Raw genomic sequence first — 25261 nt, forward strand, 5'->3', positions numbered from 1 at the left:
ATTAACTCGTTTTATCTCTAACAGAAGAGTTTTTCACAAATAAATAAACGTCGTCTTGCTGATAGCTGAGTTGAAACTGTTTAGTATTTTTGAGTTGATTGATCAAATTGATCGCAAAATCGCGATTACTTAGCCAACCAGGATGACGGGCATTTAAGAGTATATATTCAAATTTCGTCAGATCTGCTTGCGGCGAGTTTGCATCTGTAAACTCGATCTGTGGGCGATGGGCTAAATGAGTGGCAATTTCGGCAGTAGTATAAACACCTCCTTGAGTTTGAACTTGGGCGATCGCTTGCCGTGTCGCTTGCCAAGTATCCAACGAATCCAGATAAATTGTCCAGAAATAACCGTATTTACCTAATGCAAAAAAAGCTACTAAAGACCAGAGGATAATTTTTCTTGGTTTTTGTATCCATCCTTGGCCAGCAGCTAGGGTTTGGATGACGACCACTAACAAAAAAGGTAATATTGGGAGAGAATACTGATGCACTAAGTTTCTTTGCTGGCTAGCATCAGCAAGAATATTCAACATGAGTGTGGGAATTGCACCAATCAGGGGTAGCAGATATCGAGGTGCAATTCCCCAAATAACTGGTGCAAACAGTAAAGCTAAATATTCTAGAGTATCGAGGGAGAAAATTTTTCCCAGAACTAAGTTTGGATTGAACAGCAGATTCTGGACTATTTCAGCAAAGGAATTCCCCAGGTAGCTATAGCGTGAGATGTGACGAGTGACTGAGGCTGCTTCTCCACCAAAAAAAGGGATGATTACTTTGGTCGCGATCGCAAACCAAACAATACCACTAAGTACAGCGATCGCACCACATAGCCGCCTTTTTTCAAATACCAGTAGCCAGACTCCCATTGCTGCAACTGTGAGAGACAATACTACCTTACATCCCAACACTAAGAAGATAGTGAAACAAAACCAGCCAAATTTTGCTAAACGAGCAGCTAAAATTGCTCCTAAGAGTGCAGGTAGGGCGATGACTTCTGGGTGAAAGTCATACAGATTAACGTTAAATACCAATGGATATAACAGATAAACTACTGCGATCGCTATGGCTTGCCGCGTCGTGAGTCCAGTTTGACGCGCGATCAAATTGGTAAACAGCGCACCTGATGCTAAGGCAATTGCCTGCACAAGCAACAACCAGTAAACAGTAGGATAGATTTTATAAAGTAAAGCTAATGGATAGAAAATTATAGCGGCATGATCCCCAAGAATGTGAAACCCCAAGAATGAGGAAATAGGGGACTGTCCTTGGCTAATCAAGTAGACGGCTTGATCAAAAATTCCCAAATCCCAAGCGGCTGAGTGAAACAGTACATGTCGTAAACTGCTACACCCAAATAACACTAAGGCACTAGCGCCAGTTATGAAACCAACAGTGCCAAGCCGAAAAGGTAATGTTTTCACTGGTTATTGGTTAGTTGTTGGTGGTTGTTTGTTGGTTGTTGGTTGTTGATTGTTGGTTGTTGTTGGTTGTTGTTGGTTGTTGGTGGTTGTTTGTTGGTTGTTGGTTGTAGAGACGCGATGTTCCTCGCGTCTCTACATTAGTGGTTAGTGTTTAGTTCTTTACTCCTCACACTCCTCACACTCCTCATACTCCTCACACTCCTCATACTCCTCACACTCCTCACACCTCCCCACCTCCCCATCTCCCCACCTCCCCACTGCCCCTAATCCCCACTCCCTGTCGGTCGCGGGGGCCGGTGAGTTCCCCACCTCCCCATCTCCCCACCTCCCCACAGCCCCACCTCCCACCTCCCCATCACCCCACCCAAAGTTCCTGGGCAAACCGCATAGAGAAACTGGCGAGTAAAATTGTGAAGAAGCATAAGGTTAAATATCCGTAACGAGGATAGCGAGACAATAACACACCAAGGGCGATACTGAATGACACAATGCCGTAAGCAATGCGACTAAGTGACCAAGTACCGCCAGAGGCAAAAATTAATCCCAAACCACAAAAACCATAGATTACTGTGATCAGGGTTAATTTTGTGCGCAAATGCCATAACAAGTAAGCACTACCTAAAACCGAAATAGTGTTCAGCAGAGGATCACCTGCCAGTATCCATAAAAGTAAAAATAAAGCTGCAAATCCATAATCTGCCTTGGCTGCACCCAGGCGTTGGCGATCGCGCCAAATCAAAAAACCAATAATCACGATCGCAGCAAATAATAGCGGATGCAGGGGATCTTTAATCCAGCCATGTTTCCAATTAGCTGTGCCTACTGTAATTTGCATTAGCATTTTCCACCAACCTTGCCAATCAAATCCCACAGTTGAACGCCAGCCTTTTTGGGCATGAATAAATGCCAGAGGATCGTCAAACTGGATTTGACAATACAGGCTGAACAGCAGTATGCCACCAGAAGTGGCTAAACCAGCAAGATAAGCAATAGGCGATCGCTTTTGTTTCCAAGCAGTAATTAAAAAAGCTGGGATCAATGCTAATCCTGTGGGACGTGTCGCTGTTGCCATTGCCCCACAAACAGCAGTCCAAGTGTACCGATGTTGATCAAAAGCCCGTAAAGCTGCTGTACTCAAAAATAAATACAGTCCTTCAGTATAAATTACTGCTGTAAACATTGACAGCGGACACCATGCCAGTACAGCTGTTGCCCATCTTGCTCCCTGGAGATTGTGAAATTCCTTTACCCAAAAGTACACACAGTAAAGTGCGGCTAAAAAAGCAACATTGTTTACTATTACCCCTGCGACTTCAAATGGCAAGCCAAAATTCATCATCCCCCGCACAATCAGAGGAAATAAGGGAAAAAAGGCTACATTGTGACCCTTGCCATCATTGAGGTATTCATATCCTAAGGTGGCGATATTGCGGTAATGAACACTATCCCAAGCATCAAAAACCCCCCAGCCAAAAATCGCGTCTTTACCTCCTGGCGGTGCATCCAAAAAAGGAGCAAGCAATAACATGACACTCCAAATCACCAGCCTACTGGTTAGCCATATTGTTGCTGGAAAGAATAAATCGTTTTTGAATAAGCTTTTGTTATTGGTCATTAGTCATCGGTCATTGGTCATTGGTTATTGGGGAAGAGCAAATGTATTTTCAGTAAGCTTTAGCTTAGTTGAGCTGTGAGCCTTTGAAATTTATTTATTGGCGGCATGAAAAGCTGCTGCAAAATCTCAGAAGAGGTGATTAGGGAAAAATCATTTGTCATTGGTCAAATGACAAATATTAACGAAAAATGTAATTTATTTGTTGTTATTTGAGAGTCCTAAGCAATTTAAGATTGAGTTGTCTGTCGATCCCTAAATAATTGTGAAAGCAATAACTCTTCTTGGTTCTACTGGCTCTATTGGTACTCAAACCTTAGATATTGTCGCTAATAACCCCGATAAGTTTCGGATTGTTGGCTTAGCGGCTGGGAATAATGTGGAATTGTTAGCTGCTCAAATTCGGCAGTTTCGACCGAGTATAGCAGCGATTTGTGCAGAGGAAAAATTACCAGCACTCAAGGAAGCGATCGCTGATCTTGATCCCCAACCAATTCTCATGGCTGGTGATGCGGGAATTGTAGAAGTCGCCCGTTACGGTGATGCCCAAACTGTGGTAACGGGTATTGTTGGCTGTGCAGGATTATTACCGACGATCGCCGCCATTGAAGCTGGTAAGGATATCGCTTTAGCTAACAAAGAAACTCTTATTGCTGGCGGGCCTATTGTTCTACCTCTGATTGAGAAACATGGGATAAAATTATTACCAGCAGATTCAGAACATTCGGCAATATTTCAGTGTTTACAAGGCGTACCACAAGGTGGTTTGCGAAAAATTTTACTTACAGCTTCTGGTGGCGCTTTCCGCGATTGGCCTACAGAAAAATTAGCAGAAGTGACTGTTGCTGATGCCCTGAAACATCCCAATTGGTCGATGGGGCGGAAAATTACTGTAGACTCAGCCACTTTGATGAATAAGGGATTGGAAGTAATTGAAGCTCATTTTTTGTTTGGCTTGGATTATGAGGACATTGAAATTGTCATCCATCCCCAAAGTATTATTCACTCTTTAATAGAACTTCAGGATACCTCGGTGTTAGCTCAACTCGGCTGGCCTGATATGCGCTTACCTTTGCTTTATGCTTTATCTTGGCCGGAACGCATTTACACCGACTGGGAACGATTAAATTTGGTAAAAGCTGGCAATTTGACCTTCCGGGAACCAGACCACGAGAAGTATCCTTGTATGCAGTTGGCCTATGCTGCTGGTAAAGCTGGTGGTTCTATGCCCGCTGTTTTGAATGCGGCAAATGAACAAGCCGTAGCATTATTTTTGGAAGAAAAAATTAGTTATTTAGATATTGCCCGGTGTATTGAATCGGTGTGCGATCGCTTCTCACCCAATAACCGTTCAAATCCCACTTTAGATGACATTTTGCTTGCCGATCAATGGGCTAGGCAAGAAGTTTTGACTGCCACTAAAAATTTAGAATCTCGCCCACATATAATTTCCTTGCGATAACCAATAACGATCTTTAATTAATCAGCGTTTAGTTTCAAACTAAACGCTGATGTTTACAATTATTTTTTCATAAACTATTTTTAAATTTAGGCAAAAAATATTTTATATTTCTTTATAAAAATAACTGCTAAAAATATGGTGCATTGTATTTTTGTCCAGTATATTAATATTAGGAAAAATAAATACAAATTCTCAGTCAATAATATATCAAAACTCTTTGTGCCCTTTATGATCTTTGTGGTTCTTTAAATAAAATTATCCTCATAACCACACGAGTAATCTCTGTAGCTATTCTTCAGAGAGCTTTCATCATTGCAATTTATATTCAAAATTCAATCGCCTTTTCTAATCTCAACTCATTAACAGTAAAGGCGATATTTTGGGATTTATGATTATGCTTATAGCCCTAATTGTCGCTTGGTTAATATTTACAATCTTAGTTAAAGTAGTCAAAACAACTGTGAAAACAGCTTTCTTAATTGCTGCAATCATCGTTTTGCTACAGGTTGGTTATGGTATTGGGCCTCAAGAGATGTGGAATTATATAGTGCAATTACCCCAGAAGTTACCACAGTTGGGTAGGTAGATGGGGAACTCACCGGCCCCTGGTGGGGATTAGGGGCAGTGGGGGGAGTGTGTAGACGAGGCAGTGCGGTGGTAAGGCAGCGCGCAGAAGGGGGTTCCCTCCCCCAACCCCAAAGGGGGCCCCTAGCCCCCAATCCCCACGAGCGACAGGGAGTGGGGGCCGGTGAGTCCCCCATGAGCGAAAGCGCGAACCCGTAGACGCGCTCATAGGCTTCAAGGTAGAGTAGGGCTTAAGGTAAGGGTGGGGTGTGAGGAGTAAGTATTAAACAACTACTAACCACTAACTAATGTACCAGACGTGCCATGGCACGTCTGGTACAACAACCAACAACCAACAACCAACAACCAACAACCAACAATCAACAACCAACAACCAACAACCAACAATCAACAATCAACAATCAACAATCAACAACCAACAACCAACAACCAACAATCAACAACCAACAATCAACCACTATTTATTCAATGAAGCTGAGATTTTCGCTAACATATCTTGAACATTTGCAGGTAGCTGACGCATGATCTTACCTCTTTCTCGGTCTACAGCTACTAATGTAACTTTGCCTGTAACATATAATTCTTGCCTATCTGGAGATTCAATTACATAATCCCAATTGATGCGGACGTTGGTAACTTCATTCATGCGTGTTTTTACCACCGCTACCCTACCCAATTGAATCGAACGGTGGTAACGTAGCGAAAGTTCTACAACTGGTAAGTCGCAACCTAAAGCAACTAAATCCGCATATTCTACTCCTATGGAACGCAAGCATTCTACTCGTGCTTCTTCCATCCAGGCGAGGTAAGTTCCATGCCAAACCACGCCTAAATAGTCGGTGTGATGGGGTTGTACTCTGACTGGGTACTCAAACCAATACTCGAGTGTCTGACTAGTAGGACTGTCTATGGCAGTTGTAGGTAGTTCGGGTAAGTTTGTTTTTTCTTCAGACATCTTAAATTTTCTTAGGAATTCTCAGAAATTTTCCAAATTTTGAAATAGCATAAACAATAGTTGTTTCATACAACTATTTTCTTTTAGCAAACAGCAAAACAAAATAGGTAGGGTTTTTATATGCACCCTCCGCAACTATATTCAAAAATTGTTACTGCCACTGTGGTATTTTCTCTGGGATCAGGGATGGTTTTTTCTCAAAACACCTTGGTAACAGCAAATACAAGTATACAAAATAATTATACTGAAATAAGCCAAAATTCTATCAAAAATACTAGTCGTTCTGAGCAGATTAAGCAACTTAATCGAGAGGCAATACGGCTATCGAGACAAAATCGTTTTCAAGATGCTTTGCAAAAACTAGAAACAGCTTTAGCGATCAGCAGAAATATTCAAGAACGTCCGTTAGAAGCTGCAACTTTTAATAATATTGGCAGAGTTTACCAACAACAAGGTAAACTTTCTCAAGCATTCAATGTTTATCTGCAAGCTTTAGCCATCAATAAAGAACTTAGTATCAATGAAAAAAATCCTGGACAGGCTCACATAGCCTTAGGAAAAACTTATAGTAATTTAGGATACTTATCAGAGATTCAGAATCAACCAGAACTGGCTATTTTCTTTTATAAGCATTGTGTCAATAATCGCGAAAAAGTCCGTCTTAATCCAGCAGCTTTTACTGGTGAGCAACTAGACGCTTATAATCTCACTGTGGCTCAAACATACTATGCTTTGGGTGAAGAGTTACTAAAAAGCGATCGCACCACAGAAGGACAGCGGATTCTGGATTTAATCAAAGTCGAAGAACTAGAGGAATATCTTAAAAACGTCAAAGGAAATCAACTCACTGCCAAGGGGATTGAGATTACACCAACAGAAAAACCAATTAAACAAAAATTAGATCAAAACCTAGATAGTGCAGTTGTACTAGGTAAAGAACTGACGAAATTACGACAGATTCCTCCAGAGAAGCGATCGCTACAGCAAAAACAACGTATCCAACAAATTGTAGAAAATCAGCAGAAAATTCTGGATGAATTCAAGAATTTTATCAATAGTCCAGATGTCAAAGCACAATTAGAACAAATTAGCCGCACAGCGAGGCGGCAAAATTTAGATTTGGAAAGTCTTAATGCAATTCGTGATAACTTAGCGCGACTACCTGGAAAATCTGTAATTTTATATCCTCTGGTTTTAGAAAATAGTTTGGAATTGGTATTAGTAACTCCTGATTCTCCACCCATTCATCGTACAGTTCCTGTTAAAAAAGAAAACCTCCACCAAACAACTCTCAGCTTTCGTAAAGCCTTAGAAAACCCTAGTTTAGATGTAAAAAAACCTGCACGCCAGTTGTATGACTGGCTGATCAAACCAATAGAAAAAGACCTTACCCAAGCAGCTACCCAAACTATAGTTTATGCACCAGATGGGCAGTTACGTTACATTCCTTTAGCCGCTTTATTTGATGGCAAACAATGGTTAGTGCAGCGCTACAGTATCAACCATATCACCGCAGCAAGTTTGACAAACTTTAACACTCCACCTTCATCAGACTTACGCATTTTGGCAGCAGCCTTTACTAAAGGCAGTTATACAGTGGAAGTGGCTAATCGGAAAGAAATTTTTTCTGGATTACCTTTTGCAGCCAAAGAAGTGGAAGATTTAGCCACCATCGTTCCAGGCACAAAGAAAATCTTAGATAATGCCTTTAACCCAGAAATGACTGTGCCACAAATGGATGATTTTACAATTGTCCATATGGCAACCCATGCAGCATTTGTTGTCGGCAAACCAGAAGATTCTTTTATTTTATTTGGCAACGGTGAGCGAGTTACCCTCAAAGATATTGCCACTTGGTCACTGCCTCGAGTAGATTTAGTAGTGCTGAGTGCTTGCGAGACAGGATTAGGAGGCAAATTAGGTAACGGTGAAGAAATTTTAGGTTTTGGCTATCAAATGCAAAAAACTGGTGCGAGATCAGCCATTGCTTCGCTGTGGGCTGTGGATGATGGCGGTACGCAGGCGTTGATGAATGCTTTTTATGCCCTACTGCCTTCAGGAAAATTAACAAAAGCTGAAGTCTTACGAAAAGCACAAATAGCTTTGATTACTGGAAGTTCGCCTCAGTTAAGTCAGCAGCAAGGCCGGAGTGACAATATACCAAAATCAACTATGGTCAGTCTTAGTCATCCCTACTATTGGGCGCCTTTCATTTTGATTGGGAACGGATTGTAATAGTTGGGATTAGGTCAATAGCCAATCATCAATAGTTTGTAGACTATTGACTTGGGCTATAGACTTTAAACTAACTCCCACTTCCCAATGTGTCATCTTTGTTGGTCGCGCCTTTGTTCCGTACTACCTGAGCAGTTACAGTCTGAAATTAGTAACGTTTAGCCAGGGTTTTAGTTGTTACAGAAGGTTGGATAGGAAGTTTGACGATGTTGGCAAGTTCCTGTAGTTGGTTGACTGCTTCAGCACCTTCTAACTTCATCAATTCGCGATCATCTCGCATTTCTGTCCAAGTAATTCCGTAATCAGATACCAAAAATCGAATAAGGTGGTTTTCTCCCAAGCTAACCATAAATGAAGCACTATTCATCTGGTCGCCGCATGTATAACAAGACGCTGGGTATCCGCGTCGCTCTAGAACAATCGCCAAAGCTTGCAGATTCATTACTAGGTCTTGAACGAATTGCCGATGTTGTTGCGCTAGTCTTAGAAACACTAATTTCCTCCTAACACCACAGTCATGTGATCCCTTTTATATTTTCTTTAGATTTTCCCATCCACTGGTATTGTAAACTATTCATTACAATTCCCAGACAAAGAACTTTTAAGTCGTTACATACCTACCTAGCTTAAGGTAGTTCATTGCGGCTGGTATTGCCGTATCAAAATATTCAATTTACAAACATCCAAAATCGGACAGAAGTGTCAAATTAAATATATCTTTATACATTTCTGTCAGGGTAGATGGTCGCTTAAAACGATCCGCTATAAGATTAACCCATATTTAGCACAAGTCAACCACAGAAAAAGCACATATCGCATTTAAATTAGCGATTTGTAGTCAAATATTCGCTTATCAATGGCTTTAACACCATTTCGCTTTGATTTATGTTGATTTGTGTTGTGCAATGAGCTTGTGTCCTATCCAACAGCGTCAGTTGGCATGATCCAACTATTGATTTATTTATTACTTTCTCCTGGAAACATAGAATTTAGTAGATGACCGTGGTGATTTGAGATTGGTGATCTACCAGCAATATTTTTTACTGAATACTACTTGCACTCTTGCTTTACTTATCCACAATCCCAAATAAAACTCAATTCGTTTGACTTACTTCCTGACGATAACTAAACGTTATCAGGTGATGTTGCCATTTCGGCAGTATTTAAGATTAAACCATTATTAAATTGTGATAAATCATACTTTTCTTAGATAGGGATCGGGGAGTGGGAGCCGGTGAGTTCCCCGATCCCCGATCCCTTTTAATACTTCCTCTCCTGTGGTTGAAACATTGTAATTGTCACTGGACGGTACTGAATATCAATTCCTTCTGGTGAATAATAAGCCATTGTGTGTTTGAGAAATTTCTCATCATCTCGCTGGGTATAATCCTCACGGAAATGGGCGCCACGGCTTTCTTGGCGATTCAGGGCAGAGGCCAGAATCATTTGTCCGACAACCATCAAGCTTCGTAGTTCTAAAGCTTCAATAATTTCTGTATTCCAACAACTTCCTTTGTCATCTAAGTATATCTGCGAATATTGTTGTTGCAGATGTTGTAATTTTTGCAGTCCCTCACTCATTAAATTTGCGGTGCGGAAAACACCGCAAAACTCAGTCATAGTGTCCTGAAATGCTTGACGGATTTGGTTAATCCGGTACTGTCCTGGCTGATCTAGCAAAGCTTGAATTTGTTGTTTAGCTTCGCTTAGGTAGCGTTGTTCGTTAATCTCTGGTAACTTACGATTTTGTACATATTCTGCGATCGCTGCCCCAGTTCTGCGTCCATAGACTACGCATTCTAGTAAAGAATTGCTACCAAGGCGGTTAGCACCATGCACAGAAACACAAGCAGTCTCACCAGCAGCAAAGAAACCTTCGACAAGATGATCCCCGCTACTGCGGACTCGACCATCGGTGTTAACAGGGATACCACCCATACAATAGTGAATGGTAGGACGGACGGGCATCGGTTGAGTTACCGCATCTACACCCACTAAACGATGGGCTTCTTCCCAACAGAAGGGAATGCGGCTCATAATTTTTTCCTTACCCATATGACGGAGATCAAGATAAACAAAGGGGCCGCCAGCACTGCCATCAGGATGAATACCACGCCCAGCACGAATTTCGTAAGCGATCGCCCGTGAGGTAATATCACGGGGAGCAAGTTCCATGCGACTGGGAGCATATCTAGCCATAAACCGTTCTCCCTCGCTGTTGATCAAATACGCCCCCTCACCACGCACCGCCTCCGAAATTAACACCCCGACTGGATACAACCCCGTAGGATGAAACTGTACAAATTCCATATCTTCTAAGGGCAAACCAGCAAGTGCCGTCATTGCTAAACCATCACCTGTGGAAGCGTAATCATTAGAAGTAGTGTTATATACCCGTCCATAACCACCTGTGGCAAACATAACTGCCTTGGCGCGGATCACCTCGACATGCCCATCTAAGATGTGATACATCACCACACCCTTTGCCTGATTTTCTTCCAAAATCAGGCGCATCACATACCACTCTTGATAAACTTGCACACCGTAGCGCCGCAAATTATTTACCAATTCGTGTAGAATCGCATGACCAGTCTTATCAGCAGCGTAGCAAGTACGATTGTGGGAATGTCCACCAAAAGCGCGTTGGGCAATGCGTCCATCACTCAAGCGAGAAAACAAGACACCCATGTGTTCTAAATCAATCACCACATCCGGTGCTTCCCGAGTCAGAATTTCGACTGCATCTTGATCTGCCAGGTAGTCAGAACCCTTGACTGTATCAAAGGCGTGTGCTTCCCAAGTATCAGCTGAGTCAACATTTTTTAGCGTTGCTGCAATTCCACCTTGAGCAGCAACAGAGTGAGAACGTATGGGGTGAGTTTTCGCAACCACAGCTACATTTAAACTGGGATTTTTTCTAGCTATTTCCACTGCGGCGCGACATCCTGCTAAGCCACCACCGATAATAATCACATCATGTTCCAGCATAATCAGCCCCCAAATGTAAAAAAAGCTGCTGTTCCATTGTAAGAATGGGATTAATTGCCATGTGCAAAAAAAATTCCCTGCCAACAGACAGGGAATTTGTGTACAATATCCAGTCTTCAATCTAAATCTCAAATCTAAAATTTATTAGCTGGTTGCTTCTACAGGTTTTTGCTGAGAAACATTACCAGGTATTGGTTCCATTTTTGTTCCTGGTTCCAAAGGAGCCAATTCTATATGATTTAACAAAGTGGTTACAAAAGCAAAAAGCAAGAAAGGTAGAGATAACAAAACAACCAGTCCAACCGCAGCTAAAGCATAAACTGGGCGTCTTGCACCCATCAGGGCTAGGGCTGATGCCAAACTAACGGTAATCGTAATCAACCAAACAATGATTTGACCGTAAATATCACCAAAGGTAAGAGTACAGACAAATCTATACTTTTGAAGATTATTCATCATTTTTATTTGCCTCTAGTATCTCCTTAGGTTCTACGTTAGAACCAGGTTTGAATTTTCGACAATTTCTAAATATTTTTGAAACAATTGTAATATGACTTAACAATTCATTCTGGATTCAGATAAAGTAATTCCCAAACTAAATCTCTCTTTGGATATAGATGTTTGCTCAGACCATAAACTATGTGTAAATAATAAGGTTACTTTTAACTTATGTTAACTTTATTCATATTTCCTTTATTTACTTCCTTCCTGTTAAAATAATCGAGAATGGAGTAATCAATAAATTATAAAAAAGATATTTTTTAGTTTTAGTTTATAAAACAATATAACAAAATACCCAAACACAGCTAGCTATGCAAAAGTAAAATAATAGTGATCGCGTGTTTTTTTACTTGTTTACCATAATGCACTTATTAGTAATTGGACTTCACCGCTTCAAATCTTATCCATAATTTCTAATTTGACAAATTACTGTTTTGAGTAAATTACTCACTAAAAAAAGGTATAGTTAGTACTTGTTTAATAGTTCTAAATTCTGTAAAAAATACCTATGACAACACCATCCTATATTTTTCTAGCTGGAGCAAGTCGAGGCGTAGGGAGAGAAATAGCCCAATGCTTGGTCTCGCAACAAGCAAAAGTAAAAGCACTCTTGAGAACTGACGCAACTCAGCATGAATTAGAAGCAATGGGAATTGCAGTAGTTCTTGGGAATGCGATGAATGTAGAGGATGTCGAACGTGCAATGTTGGGAGATGAACCTATTGATGCTGTAATTACAACGATTGGTGGTTTAGCTCAAGATAACAGCAGAGCAGATTATATAGGTAATAAAAATCTCATTGATGTGGCGGTGAAAGCAAGAGTTAAAAAGTTTATTTTGGTAACTTCTATTGGTAGTGGGAATAGTGTTGTCGCTTTATCTCCACAAATATTAGAAGCATTACAGCCGGTTTTAATTGATAAAGAAAAAGCTGAACAACATTTAATAGCCAGTGGACTGAATTACACTATTATTCGTCCTGGTGGATTACAGTCTGAACCAGCAACTGGTAATGGAGTTTTAACTGAAGATCCACGTATTGCTGGTATGATTAATCGCGCCGATGTCGCACAGCTAGTTTGCCGTTGTTTAAATTCTGATGCTGCCAACAATAAAGTTTTATCAGCAGTAGATGCAAACATGCTGTTTGGACAACCAGAGTTTGAAAAATTTAACGTGGATTGATAGGAGAAAATTCTGCTTGGCAGTTAAGTTTTTTGTCCAATGTCTAAATGCAAAAAGCTGTATGTGTCAATACAGTTCACTTAAGACATACTAATTTTCTCGCCCACTGAATTCACTCTAACTGTTAAACCATCAAACGCAACTGCGAACCTTGCTGACTTTTATTCACCTCAATCCGCGCTTGAAAGGCTTCTTTGAGGTGAGGCATATGTGTAACTGTGAGAATACAAGCAAAATCTGGGGCGATCGCATTAATTGCTGCTATCAGGCGATCGCATCCTTCTGTATCCTGTGTACCAAAGCCTTCATCGACAATCAGCATCTGCAAAGCCGCGCCAGCGCGTTGTGCGAGTAATTTTGCCAAGGCTAAACGAATGGCAAAGTTAATTCTAAATGCTTCGCCACCAGAGTAAGTTTCATAGGCTCTTGTACCTCTAGCATCGGCAATCAAAATATCTAAAGTATCAATTAACTTGCTATTTTTCTTCGTAGCTTTACCGTTACGTCCTGCTTTCTGTGTCACAAATTGTACATGTAACTGATTAGCACTAAGCCGGGAAAGTAGTTGATTTGTCTCTGCCTCTAGTTGAGGCAAAACATTTTCAATCATCAATGTTTGGATACCATTTTTACCAAATGCTTGGGCTAGTTCCTGGTAAACACGGTATTGTTCTTTGGCTTGTTGCTGTTGTTGTTGTTGTTGCTCATATTGAGTTTGCATCATTTCTAGTTGGTGCGCCATTTGTTCCAAGCGCCCCAACTGGCTAATTTGTTCGTCGAGTTGGCGGCGGCGGGTTGTGAGTTGTTGCTCTAAGGCTTGAATTTGAGCTAGAGGGTTGGCTGTTTCTTCAAGTTGACTGACAATACTTTCAATTTGGCTTTTTAGTCTTTGCTGTTCTGTCCATCTTGCCTGTAAAGCTACTTCTAATTCTTGCGCTCTTGTTTTTAATTGCGGATACTGCTGCTGTGCAGCCTGTAGCTGTTGATAGCGTAACTGCCAGGCTTGGGCTTTGCGTATAGCTAGGCGGAGGTTGTTGTGCTGTTCGGTGTCGTAGCCAAGTTCGGCAATGTAGCGATCTAGGGCGGCGATTTCTCTAGCACATTCAGAATCAATGGCCTCTTGTGTAATTCTTGCTTGCAACTGGGCAATTTGTGCCTGAAGTTCTGGTTTTCTCGCTTCTATTTGAGTTTGACGCTTGAGCGCGTCTTTAATTTGTCCTTGTTTGATTTCTGCCCAACGCCAGCGTTCTACTTCACTCCGAGCTAGGGCGTGGTCTTGTTCATTATAGTTAAGTTGTTGCAGATAGTCTTCTAACTGTTGGAGTTCGGCTTGTTTTTCAGGTGCGTATTCACCTAGTTGGAGCGATCGCTCTAGTTGTTGTTTTTGGGCTGCGATATCTTGTAATTGTTGTTCAACATCGGTTGTCGCCTGTAACTTGGCTGCGAGTTGTCCTCTTTGTTCTCGCAATGTATCATAGGGAGATAATTGCTGAGATATATCGCGATATTCTTGCCTGAGTACTTGAATTTCTCTGTCTGAGACAGCCATTTGTTCTCGGACTACCCACAATTGTCCTTCTGTATCTTTATACTCAGATTTGGTTTTGTCTACGACTCGATTCCAGTGATGCTCATCCAAAGGCCGTTCGCACAAAGGACAAATGGCGTTGGGAGTTTGCAGCATTTGGATTTTTTGCTCTAATTCTCCCAGCAATCTTTCATAATCGCGTTGATGAGCTTGTAACCGTTCAATAAAGTTACGCCGTTCCTGTCCTTTTTCTTGAACTCGTTGCAGATATACCCGCTTTTTCTCCAACTCTTCAATCTGCATTGCCACTTCCATGACTGCTTGTTGCAGTTGCGGTTGGTGTCGCTGCTGCGATTGTAGTTGGTTTTCTGTTGCTTCTAGTTGTTCTAATCGCGCTACTAACCCTGCTTGCACCCGCAGGATTTGATTTTGTAAAGTTGCTCGTTGTTGCAGCAAGGGAGACACTTGTAATTGCAGTTCATCTAATTGAGCTAAACGCCGACGTGCTGCTGCTAATTGAGACAAAGCTGCTTCTACTTCACCTGATTTGTTGAGAGTTTGTTGAATTTCTGCCTCTTGCTGACGTAATGCTTCTAATTGCGCTTGTGCTTGTTGCAGTTGTCTTTCTATTTCGTTGATTTGTTTGTTAAGCTGTTGTTGCTTTTGCTGGCGAGTGGTATGAGCGCGGGTGTATTCTGCAAATTTGGCACTTGTGGCTTCTTCTTGAGATTGCAAATTTTGGTATCGGCTGTATCCGGCTTTGATCTCTGCTTCTTGAGCTAATAATTCTTCTAATGTGGCTAGCTGACTCCCAACTGCTCCCCGTTCTTGCTCTAGGCGATCGCAATCTTGAGTTAAATTTTGATATTGCTGTCTAACAAAATTAAGTTGTTCTTCCCAATTTTGCCGTTGGTGCTGGACAACTTGCAAACTTTGGAGTTTGATATTCTCAAAAGCTTGTACTTGTTGGAGTTGGTTGAGTTCGTTTTCTAAGGTGACTCGTTGAGTTGCGATCGCATCTCGTTGTTGCAGTTGAATTTTCATTGACTCCAACGAGCGTTCTAACTCTTCGCCTTTAGCTTTAAACTGACGCGATAAATCTTTTGCCCGTTCTTCTAATTCGTCATATTGATTCAGTTTTAATAATTCCGCTAATATTTCTTTGCGTTCACTCGGACGCTTGAGCATGAATTCATCTGCTCGACCTTGACGCAGGTAGGCAGAGTTAATAAAAGTATCGTAATCGAGTTTAATATGTTGCAAAATCACATCTTGAGTTGCCCTCACTCCTTTGCCAGTGAGTGAGCGAAACCCATTTGGGGTTTCGATTTGAAATTCCAAGACACTACTACCACCACGAGCGCGGGTACGAATAACTCGATAAGTTTGCTGTTGGCTGGTTCTAAAAACGAAATCTACTCGAACTTCTTTTTCACCAGTATGGACAACATCATCTTCAGAATTGGCTCTGCTTTCGCCCCAAATTGCCCAGGTGATAGCTTCCAACAAAGAAGATTTTCCAGCGCCATTCGCCCCACAAATACACGCCGTATGCAAGCCGCGAAAATCCAAAGTTGCATCACGGTAACTGAGGAAATTTTTCAGAGTCAATTGAACAGGGATCATCTAGACTAGAGAACCACGCCTTTTTTTAATTAGTAACAGCACACGCACTCTTTTTGTTAGTGTAACTAGATAAAAATCATGTTTCTAGTCTTGAAGACATGAATTTTACAATTGTTAACAATAGTTTGAGGAATTTTTTTCTGTTAAGTTAATCTATTTTGCTACAAGCAGATAAAAATTAAAGCTAGGTTAACAGAAGGTAGCCTTCATCCCCTTGTCACGTCTTTTGCTTTGCAAGCAGGGAGCTAGCTACGGGGCTTGTTAGTTATTAGAGTTGTTAGCCGTTGGTTAGATGAGAAATTGTTGAGTCGGCAAGTGAAGAGTAGGAAACATCAAAGAAGGTAGTTGGAAATTTTTTTGCTCAGGACTCTTAGGTAAGAGTGAGCGATCGCATTTTTTGCTTTGACCAAGAAAAAATTTAAATATAGTAACATTCACCCTAATTTGATTTCGTTACAAGTGATATGAAACAGAGCCATTCAATTTTAGATTTTGGATATTGGATTGAATCCGCAAATAAACCTGGGAACTTATACCAGACGTAGTAATGTACGTCTGGTACATCTGGTGAAATGACGAAAAATAATTCAACCAGGGGTGTCACCCCTGATTCGCCAGCCTGGGTCTTTCAAGCGCCACCAATATATAAATCCCTAAACAATCTCAAACTCTATCTGCTGACTCTGCAAAAAATCATAAGTAAAATGATCCACCACATTCGTATCACTCAATTCCAAATTGTAAAAATCTACACTTTCATGCTCAAAATATGGGCCTGCGTGCCAAGTTCCCACCTCTAACTTGATAAAACAATTCCCTGGAATACGGAAAGCAGAAATATTTTCTAAATCTGGTTCATTCATATCATTATTAGGAGGACAAACCGCAATTAACCAATCTTTACCTTCTAATGAACCCAGACATTGAGTGCATTGAACATGGCGAGTGATTTTGTGAAATTTCCGTCCGCGACGTTCCAAATGCATGATGTAAAAACGGGGTGTGCCTTGATCTAGTTTTAATAGAGCATCTTCTGCATCGAAGGTTTTACCATCTTTACTAGGAAAAATTACCTGTCCATAACGGGCAAAGTTTTTTGGTGTTATCAATTGGGCTTGTAATTGTTGTACTGTCTTTGCTTTCTGCATGTTTACAACTCCTGCTGGTGTTAACCGGAGTATGGCTGAGTCTTAATGGCGATCGCTATCCATAACTCTGCTCTTTTTTTTGATGTTAAAACAAGTTACTTTTACTGAGTTTTGTCAGCATATGTTAGTTAAAATGTCAAGTTTTTTGCTGCTTCAATTATTTTTTACTTAAAGGAAGTCTGTAAAAATAAATACATTAAACTTTTGGAATTTTTTGGGTTATTATTTCCGATTGAGTCATAAAAATAACTAATAGATTTAATAGCAAAGTTCCCTGCTAGTGAGATTTACACCTGCTGAGTTTGCTAGCGAATGTTTACTCTCGGTTTAAAATCAAACCTACGATAGATGTTTTAGTATTAATACTCAAATAAAAGCTTTTTGGTAGCATTTTCGTCGGTATGTAACTTGAGATTGACGCTTCCATTACCGCGTTTGCTAGTAGAATCGAGTTATTAAGTTTTATTGCCTGTGTCTAGCAATTGAAACAGCTGAACACTTAGTTATTTATTTTCCGAAGCTTCAGCAGAAGCTCTAAACTGGATAACGATAAAGAGAGGATTTCACGAAATGGCATTTACACAGCCCCCCCTTCCTTTTGCATTTGATGCTTTAGAGCCATACGGTATGAAAGCTGAAACTTTCGAGTACCACTATGGTAAGCATCACAAGGCTTATGTAGATAACCTCAACAAACTCACTGAAGGTACAGAGCTTGCTGATAAGTCCTTGGAAGAAGTAATCCAACTTTCTTTTAAAGATTCCTCCAAAACAGGTGTTTTTAACAACGCTGCTCAAGTTTGGAACCATACTTTCTTCTGGAACTGTCTGAAGCCAGCAGGTGGCGGTACACCTACAGGTGATTTAGCTACCAAAATTGAAAAAGATTTTGGTAGCTTTGATAAATTCAAAGAAGAGTTTTCTAATGCCGCAGCGACTCAGTTCGGTAGTGGTTGGGCTTGGTTAATTGATGATGGTGGCACCTTGAAGGTGATGAAGACACCCAATGCTGAGAACCCTCTTGCTCACGGTAAGAAGGCACTCTTAACCCTAGATGTTTGGGAACATGCCTACTACATCGATTTCCGCAATGCTCGTCCAGCATTTATCAAGAACTTTTTGGATCAATTGGTGAACTGGGACTTCGTAGCTGAACAATACGCTACGGCTTAAATCAGTTAACAGTGATCAAAATCACGCATCACTGATAACTGAATTAATCGCCGAAATATCAATATGATTCACTAAAACTTAAGACAGTCACGACTGTAATCGTGACTGTTTTTGATTCATCATTGTATTAAAGCAACTTATATATTCAACAATTGAGAAATAAAAGACATGGATAGCAAAGACTTAGCCCAGTACATGGAAGCAACTGACAGCATCGCCAAACCCTGGCTGATGGTACAACTGCGACTGAAGAAACTGCAAGAACTGCGCGAAGCACTTTCAGAAAATGAATACGCCGATACTTTGGCTGATATTCACCAAGATTTAATGAATTTGGGTGAATGGTGGCGCGGTAGAGAAGATGAGGTGTTTTAACTTAATTATTGATCATTGGTTATTGGTTATTGGTCATTGGTCATAGATCATTAGTCTAGTCATTGGTTACGGGTCATTGATTAATAGTTATTACTCATTAACAAATGACTAATGACAAAGGACAAATAACTAATGACTAATGACTAATGACCACACAATAGTGTCTAAGGTGATAATCTAGGTGGTTGGGGCATTGATAACGGTGTTGTAAGTAATGGATTATAAAGACGCAGGAGTTGATGTTGAGGCTGGTCGAGCTTTTGTAACTCAGATTCGGAATTTGGTTCATAGCACTTTTAGACCAGAAGTGTTGGGTGGATTGGGAGGCTTTAGTGGCTACTTTCAGTTACCAACTGGTTTGCAGGAACCAGTTTTAGTTTCTGGTACTGATGGTGTAGGTACAAAGCTCAAAATTGCTCACACTCTCAACATTCATGACACCGTTGGGGTTGATTTGGTAGCGATGTGCGTTAATGATGTGTTGACATCTGGCGCGGAACCACTATTTTTTTTGGATTATCTAGCAACTGGTAAGTTAGAGAAAGAGCAGTTAACCCAAGTTGTAGCGGGTATAGCTTCTGGTTGTAAACAAGCCGGTTGTGCTTTATTGGGGGGAGAAACAGCAGAAATGCCTGGTTTCTACCAAGCAGGTGAATATGACTTGGCTGGTTTTTGTGTGGGAGTTGTAGAAAAAAGCCAACTACTTGATGGTTCGCAAGTACAAGTAGGAGATGTGGCGATCGCACTCGCTAGTGCAGGTGTCCATAGTAATGGCTATAGTTTAGTTAGAAAGATTATCTCTGATCACGGGTTTGCTTGGGATCAGCGCCCGGAAGTTCTTGGGGGTAAAACTTTAGGAGAAATTTTCCTGACACCTACCCGTATCTATGTCAAACCTGTTCTAGCTGCACGTCAAGCGGGTTTAGAAATTCACGGTATGGCTCATATTACTGGTGGTGGTTTACCAGAAAATTTACCTAGATGCTTAGGACAAGGACAAGCAATTAAAATTAACCCTGACAGTTGGTCTATTCCACCTGTATTTCAATGGTTGGCCAAGACGGGTTCGGTCAGTTCTCAAGCAATGTATAATACTTTTAACATGGGCATAGGTTTTGTCTTACTTGTACCTCCGCAACAAGCTCAACAAGTAATGCATCACTTTGAGTCACAAAATATTGCAACTTATACGATTGGTGAAGTAATTACTGGCTCAGGCGAATTATTAGGTTTACCAGAGTAAATTGCAAAATTAATACATCTGAGTGAGTCCTATTTTTTATTAAGTAGACGTAGAGAATTTAAATATAAAATGTGAATCGGCGAAACCTGTCGCTGTTAGTTTTTTCCCTATATTGTTTCTCTATTGCCTATTGTGTATGGCAAGAGTACCTATTGCCTTTCCCCACGAATGAATTTAATTTTGTCCGGCACTCATATTGACTGATACTTCTTTGATGGTACAAGCCCCCAGAAAAAATCTGTAAAATCAATCCGTCTTGAAAAGCTTTGAGGTTCCCTCCGGGACGCTGCTTTGTAGACGCCCACTTTCTCGGCTTCAAGGTTAGAGTACGCCCTAAGCCCTAGCACCCTAACTTCAAGCCGCCTCGCGTCTACAAACTTTTCGCAAAATCCAAAATCTAAAATCTAATGACTCAATAAGTATTTTAATCGTTATTTCTATATCTATCTTTTGTGGAAAAGACTGAGATTATTAGCAATATTTATTACTTTTATTGAGGTTGGCAATCGAAAATACTCATGACCGACTGCGTTTGAATTTGCTAACGTAGTCTTAACATATTGAAAAATATTGCCAACCAAACTTAAAAAAAGACTGCTAGCACTATATAAAAGTGTTGGTATTTTCAGAACTATAGATAGTTGTGTTGGGGTGTTAACTATCACTTATTGACAAAAAAAGAGGGGGTTATGACTGTCAATTTTGTTCGGACTGCTTTTGCCTCTAGAGAATTCTTAGAAGAAGTATTTCAAAACATCAATGCTCAAAGTTGTCCGAAGTGCTTCAACTTTCACATGCACACCGTCTACTCTGATGGGAAATTGCATCCTAGTGGGTTAATGGAACAGGCGATCGCGATCGGTTTAGAAGGGCTAGCCATTACCGATCATCATAGTATCGCTGGCTACCAATTAGCAAAACAGTGGTTGGAAGATTGGCAATGGAGCAACCCAGGTGTACGTATTCCTCACCTATGGAGTGGTGTAGAAATTAATGCCAATCTACTAGGTATAGAAGTTCATATTTTGGCTTATGCCTTCGATACTGCACACCCAAGTATCAAGCCATACATCCAAAGAAGAATTACCACAGGCGAAGAATATCAAGCAGCTAACGTTATTGCTGCTATTCACAAAGCAGGTGGATTAGCGGTACTTGCTCACCCAGCACGTTATAGAAAATCACACTTAGAATTGATTCCTGCTGCTGCCGAACTAGGTATTAATGGTGTAGAGACTTTCTACGCCTACAACAATCCAAAGCCTTGGCAACCCAGTATGACAGAATCACAACAAGTCCAACAGTTAGCTGCTAAATACGGACTTTATAACACCTGTGGTACTGATACTCATGGTTTAAGTCTATTACAGCGATTGTAAACACGGGAAAAATTGTGAATTATCAATTATGAATTCTGAATTCTGAATTTTGAAATTTCCAGCATTCATCTTTTTTCCTATTGTTTAACTTCCTATTGTTGCTTCGGTGTGCGGCTTAGGACAACACATATACTTACTACTAAAAATGCGATCACACCTACGCAAACCTCGATTTTAAGTGTAATTACTCTTGTTTTCTATGAATCACCTTAGAATGAGCTTGAGGTGGTATAAAAAATGAAAAGTAATGGCGCGATCGCTTCGAGTAGCTCTAGAATTCATTCAACTGGTTAAATCAGCTCTCCAGCGTCAAGGGTATCCCAATCCACAGGCTTTAGCAACAGATGCAGAAGTATCTTTATCCACTGTGGAAAGTTTTCTCAATGGTGAACTGGTTGATGATCTAGATTTTGTTAAAATTAGCGAAAAGTTGGGGCTAGAATGGCAGGCGATCGTATCCCAAAATCCAGAAAATCAGCCGCCTCCACATGAATATTTGAGTCCTGAACACAGACAGCGATTAGAAAAAAGACAACGAACCTTCAACAAGAGTGGGATATCAGGATTCAAAAAATACAGCAAATCAGGGAAAATGTAGCTTTTGATGCTGATCCCACACGTAAATTTCAACTGGAACAGCAACATAAATTATATAAATTAAGAATATTCGTATAGGTTGGGTTGAGGAACGAACCGCAAAGGACGCAAAGAGCGCAAAGCAAGAAAAATTCATAATGAGTAATCAGTTCACCCCTCAGAACTAATGAAACAGACCACTACATATTTTCTGATTTTATTTTTGTAACAAATTACTCTTCATAATTCTTCACTTGGTGTACGATTTGACGCCACACATATACCCGCAAACACAAATGCGATATTAATCCCCCCTCGCTTTCCCCGAAACGGGGGGGGAAGAAACCTTATTCCCTCCCCGTTTCGCTTAGGGTTGGGGAGGAATTATTTTTATTTTTACAAGAGGTCTATCACCCCATCTGATCTAACCAGTAACTAACATCAACGGCTAATTTTTGCCCTAACTTTAATAACTGTCGATGCTTAATAATGTCCTCGCTATTAGCGATCGTTGTTTGAGATTGAGGCAAAATTTTGTTGTACAAACAACTAAAGTATAGTTCTTGAGAACGATCTAAGGAGATGCCTACGTTTAGCTGATAGGCAACATCAATTAATTTTTCCAAGCGCTGGATATCTGCATCAAATGTACCATTGGCATCATGCAATAATTGCCAAAGCGATCGCAGAATCAACTGTTCTAACATCTGCTTGCCTTCGGGAATATTTAACCGACAGCGCAGGTGTTTAGCTTCACTAGCGATCGCTTTTAATTCCAGGATATGATTTATACTTGATTGCGGTTCGCTGATATCTTGCTCTAAGGCGCGTAGTGTGTTCATACACCGATAACTTAAAGCTATTTCTGCGGCTACTTGCAACTCTTGTGGTGCTGGCAATTCATCTCGATGAAATGCCATTATTACACCGTAATTATCTCGATATGTTTGTGTATAAAGTTGATCTAGTCTAGACAGTGTTTCTTGACTCAACAACCGCATCAAGCGATGGCGTTCTTCAGCAAAGAGATTTTCTAAGCTAAATGCTTGATCCCCAAATAACTGCATCATCACTAAGATAGTGTTTGCCGCACTCGCTTTTTGCAGTGATGCCAATAATTTTTCTTTGATTTGACTGTAAGTACGCCTTCCTTCAAATGGTTGAATGCAACAATGGAAATCCCAACCTCCTAAATGCAGCACTGCAAAAACTAAATGTTCACTTTCCCAGGTGATTTCCGATATTAGCTTTAAGTGTCCGACTGCTAGTGTCAATGCTCCCAGCCGTTGCAGATGGTAATCTAACTCATGAACGTTGTAGCAATATACGCGTTTTTGATAAGGATGGGAATATTTGACAGTGCAGTTGTTAGGTGATGTGCCATTGCGGATTTCGCCTTTGTGATTATTAAACAAAGAAGCGATCGCGTGATGGGCTGCAACTTGCTTAAATGTGATTTGTGAAGTCGCCACTAGTTGACGGTAAACTTCTCCACCATGTCTGAAAATATCAACATTACTGGGAGCAATGGCAAGGCGCTTAAGGAATTCTTTTTCTAGTTGCACACCTGCCACATCTCCTGCTAGTTCTAAAGCACGGGCGGCATAACGTAGAATCTGCGTTCCTTCTGGGCGGGATATTTCTTCAAAAAACCAACCACAACTTGTAAACATCAACAAAGCATGACGCTGCATTTCCAACAGGCGCAAAGCGTCTACTTGTTCTGCATTGGTAAGTTTGTGAGTTTGATGGCGGGCGAGGAAGCGGTGAATATTATGAGGCGAACGATCCAGAATTACCTCGATATATTCATCTCTTGCTTGCCAGGGATCACAGAAAAACTGTCTGCCGTGTTCTTCATATACCTCCATCAGGCGATCGCGTAACCAATTTAGGGCATTTCGTAACGGGCGACGCCATTGTTGATGCCACTCACCGCCACCACCACAACCGCAATTATCCTGCCATCTATCAACACCGTGGGCACAACTCCAAGCGGTAACTGGCTTTAACTCTACTTCCCAAGTTGGAGGATTCAAGTTGAGATAATGGGCAAAGTTGGTAACTGTCCAACCCCGATGAGGAAACTCTTTTGTAAAGGCATATGCCAGAGTCTTCTCTGTTCCTCCCTTGTGGTGTCCGAAGGTTTCCCCATCTGTCGCCACAGAAATTAACTGGGCAGGACGATGATCCCCACGTACCGCAGAACCAATGCGCCCTGCCAAATGACCAGAATTGTAGAGAACATCACTAAAACCCATGTCCCGTGAAATTGGGCCATCGTAGAAAAAGATATCGATGTAGGGAAGGGATTGGTGATCGGGGATGGGGAATTGGGAAGTAGAATTTTCTATCTCCCGATCCCCATCTCTCGGAGATAAACAAACCGTACTCAGAGGAGAGGATGCTGTGCTGAGTGTGGGTTTGAGATAGCAACGATAGGGACGGGTGGGATCAATTTGACCACCGCCGACTTCGTGCCATTCTGGATGGGGATTTTCCTTGGTAGGTAAAAGGCGGCAACGCTGTGCTTGCGAGGGTGCTAAGACAATAAAGCGAATTCCTTCTTTGATTAATGCTTCGAGAGTCGGGTAGTCGACAGCAGTTTCTGCCAACCACATACCTTCGGGATCGCGTTTAAAGCGGGATCGGAAATCTGCTTTGCCCCAACGAATCTGCGTGTATTTATCGCGCTCGTTGGCAAGAGGCATGATGATATGGTTATATACTTGCGCGATCGCATTGCCATGTCCATGCAAACGTTCACAAGATTTGCGATCAGCCTCCAAAATTCGCTGATAAACTTCTACATCGTGGCGTTCTAGCCATGATATCAGTGTTGGGCCAATATTAAAACTCAAAAACTCGTAATTATTAACGATCCCCACCAGTTCGCCTTGGTCATTTAGCACCCTAGCAAAGGCATTCGGGCGATAGCATTCGTGATGAATTCGTTCATTCCAATCATGAAAAGGTGCTGCACCCGGTTGGCGTTCGATCGCATCCAAATATGGATTTTCCCGTGGTGGTTGGTAAAAATGACCGTGTACAGTCACGTAAACACCCGTAGCCGTCATCAAGGGATCAGGCATGTTGGCGTTTGTAGAATTGTCTGGCGATGTCAAATTTATGCCAGTTTGACCTGGCAGTTCAGCAGCAGAAGTCATGTAGTATATCCAAAATCAAAAATACTTGCGATTGTGCCGACAAATATATGCGTACCTTTTATAGCGGCATTCCCAGTAAATATTAGCGTAGGTAGACAG

Annotated in this window: 19 protein-coding genes; 10 read left to right on the top strand and 9 right to left on the bottom strand. The window is 41.1% G+C overall.

Annotated features, from left to right (window positions below; translation table 11 throughout):
* Position 1: 1 nt before the first annotated feature.
* Together UYI_RS0102870 and UYI_RS0102880 are read right to left on the bottom strand one after the other, a co-directional pair.
* Positions 2-1423, bottom strand: a complete 1422-nt coding sequence (locus tag UYI_RS0102870; RefSeq protein ID WP_016865175.1) for a DUF2079 domain-containing protein — start codon at positions 1421-1423, stop codon at positions 2-4.
* A 355-nt stretch (positions 1424-1778) separates the two neighbouring features.
* Positions 1779-3038: a mannosyltransferase family protein gene (locus UYI_RS0102880; protein ID WP_026085705.1), complete on the bottom strand. Its 1260-nt coding sequence runs from the start codon at positions 3036-3038 to the stop codon at positions 1779-1781.
* Positions 3039-3300: 262 nt separating this feature from the next.
* Between UYI_RS0102880 and UYI_RS0102885 the strand changes: the two genes are divergently transcribed.
* From UYI_RS0102885 to UYI_RS36425, 3 genes are all read left to right on the top strand, one after another.
* On the top strand, positions 3301-4497 hold the full coding sequence (locus tag UYI_RS0102885; RefSeq protein ID WP_016865179.1) for a 1-deoxy-D-xylulose-5-phosphate reductoisomerase: 1197 nt from the start codon (positions 3301-3303) through the stop codon (positions 4495-4497).
* Between the two features lie 394 nt (positions 4498-4891).
* Positions 4892-5083: a hypothetical protein gene (locus tag UYI_RS0102890; RefSeq protein ID WP_026085706.1), complete on the top strand. Its 192-nt coding sequence runs from the start codon at positions 4892-4894 to the stop codon at positions 5081-5083.
* A gap of 297 nt (positions 5084-5380) precedes the next feature.
* A complete protein-coding gene (locus UYI_RS36425; RefSeq protein ID WP_016865181.1) occupies positions 5381-5554 on the top strand; it encodes a hypothetical protein in 174 nt (57 codons plus the stop codon).
* On the opposite strand, the gene UYI_RS0102900 is transcribed toward UYI_RS36425, so the two are convergent.
* Positions 5540-6037, bottom strand: coding sequence for an acyl-CoA thioesterase (locus tag UYI_RS0102900; RefSeq protein WP_016865182.1), 498 nt, complete (start codon positions 6035-6037; stop codon positions 5540-5542). The two genes, UYI_RS36425 and UYI_RS0102900, sit on opposite strands and share 15 nt — an antisense overlap.
* 120 nt (positions 6038-6157) lie before the next feature.
* Here UYI_RS0102900 and UYI_RS0102905 point away from each other — a divergent pair, with 120 nt between their 5' ends.
* Positions 6158-8272 (top strand): CHAT domain-containing protein, encoded by a 2115-nt coding sequence (locus UYI_RS0102905; protein ID WP_016865183.1) that lies wholly within the window; start codon positions 6158-6160, stop codon positions 8270-8272.
* Positions 8273-8420: 148 nt separating this feature from the next.
* On the opposite strand, the gene UYI_RS0102910 is transcribed toward UYI_RS0102905, so the two are convergent.
* The 3 genes from UYI_RS0102910 to UYI_RS0102920 all read right to left on the bottom strand — a co-directional run bounded on the left by UYI_RS0102910 (position 8421) and on the right by UYI_RS0102920 (position 11719).
* Positions 8421-8765 (bottom strand): DUF1815 family protein, encoded by a 345-nt coding sequence (locus UYI_RS0102910; protein WP_016865184.1) that lies wholly within the window; start codon positions 8763-8765, stop codon positions 8421-8423.
* A 767-nt stretch (positions 8766-9532) separates the two neighbouring features.
* Positions 9533-11260 (bottom strand): succinate dehydrogenase/fumarate reductase flavoprotein subunit, encoded by a 1728-nt coding sequence (locus UYI_RS0102915; RefSeq protein ID WP_016865185.1) that lies wholly within the window; start codon positions 11258-11260, stop codon positions 9533-9535.
* A 144-nt stretch (positions 11261-11404) separates the two neighbouring features.
* Positions 11405-11719 carry a hypothetical protein gene (locus tag UYI_RS0102920; RefSeq protein ID WP_026085707.1) on the bottom strand — a complete coding sequence of 105 codons (315 nt, stop codon included), beginning with the start codon at positions 11717-11719 and terminating at the stop codon, positions 11405-11407.
* A gap of 550 nt (positions 11720-12269) precedes the next feature.
* Between UYI_RS0102920 and UYI_RS0102925 the strand changes: the two genes are divergently transcribed.
* On the top strand, positions 12270-12947 hold the full coding sequence (locus UYI_RS0102925) for an SDR family oxidoreductase (protein ID WP_016865187.1): 678 nt from the start codon (positions 12270-12272) through the stop codon (positions 12945-12947).
* Positions 12948-13071: 124 nt separating this feature from the next.
* On the opposite strand, the gene sbcC is transcribed toward UYI_RS0102925, so the two are convergent.
* Entirely contained in the window at positions 13072-16101 is a 3030-nt protein-coding gene (gene sbcC / locus UYI_RS0102930) for an exonuclease subunit SbcC (RefSeq protein ID WP_016865188.1), read from the bottom strand.
* A 653-nt stretch (positions 16102-16754) separates the two neighbouring features.
* Complete coding sequence (locus UYI_RS0102935; RefSeq protein ID WP_016865189.1) at positions 16755-17249, bottom strand: ureidoglycolate lyase; 495 nt, start codon at positions 17247-17249, stop codon at positions 16755-16757.
* 570 nt (positions 17250-17819) lie between these two features.
* Here UYI_RS0102935 and sodB point away from each other — a divergent pair.
* The 5 genes from sodB (at position 17820) to UYI_RS0102960 (ending at position 22017) form a co-directional block, all read left to right on the top strand.
* Complete coding sequence (gene sodB / locus UYI_RS0102940; protein WP_016865190.1) at positions 17820-18422, top strand: superoxide dismutase [Fe]; 603 nt, start codon at positions 17820-17822, stop codon at positions 18420-18422.
* Between the two features lie 168 nt (positions 18423-18590).
* The gene (locus UYI_RS0102945) at positions 18591-18797 is read left to right on the top strand and encodes a hypothetical protein (protein WP_009460275.1); all 207 of its coding nucleotides are present in this window, start codon (positions 18591-18593) and stop codon (positions 18795-18797) included.
* A gap of 214 nt (positions 18798-19011) precedes the next feature.
* Positions 19012-20040, top strand: coding sequence for a phosphoribosylformylglycinamidine cyclo-ligase (purM, locus tag UYI_RS0102950; RefSeq protein ID WP_016865191.1), 1029 nt, complete (start codon positions 19012-19014; stop codon positions 20038-20040).
* Positions 20041-20729: 689 nt separating this feature from the next.
* Entirely contained in the window at positions 20730-21419 is a 690-nt protein-coding gene (locus tag UYI_RS0102955; RefSeq protein WP_016865192.1) for a PHP domain-containing protein, read from the top strand.
* Positions 21420-21666: 247 nt separating this feature from the next.
* Positions 21667-22017: a hypothetical protein gene (locus tag UYI_RS0102960; protein ID WP_016865193.1), complete on the top strand. Its 351-nt coding sequence runs from the start codon at positions 21667-21669 to the stop codon at positions 22015-22017.
* A gap of 388 nt (positions 22018-22405) precedes the next feature.
* Here UYI_RS0102960 and UYI_RS0102965 read toward each other — a convergent pair whose 3' ends face one another.
* Entirely contained in the window at positions 22406-25162 is a 2757-nt protein-coding gene (locus UYI_RS0102965) for a DUF3536 domain-containing protein (RefSeq protein ID WP_016865194.1), read from the bottom strand.
* Positions 25163-25261 lie beyond the last annotated feature (99 nt).

Origin of the sequence: Fischerella muscicola PCC 7414 (assembly GCF_000317205.1) — a bacterium.
GTDB classification, from domain to species: domain Bacteria; phylum Cyanobacteriota; class Cyanobacteriia; order Cyanobacteriales; family Nostocaceae; genus Fischerella; species Fischerella muscicola.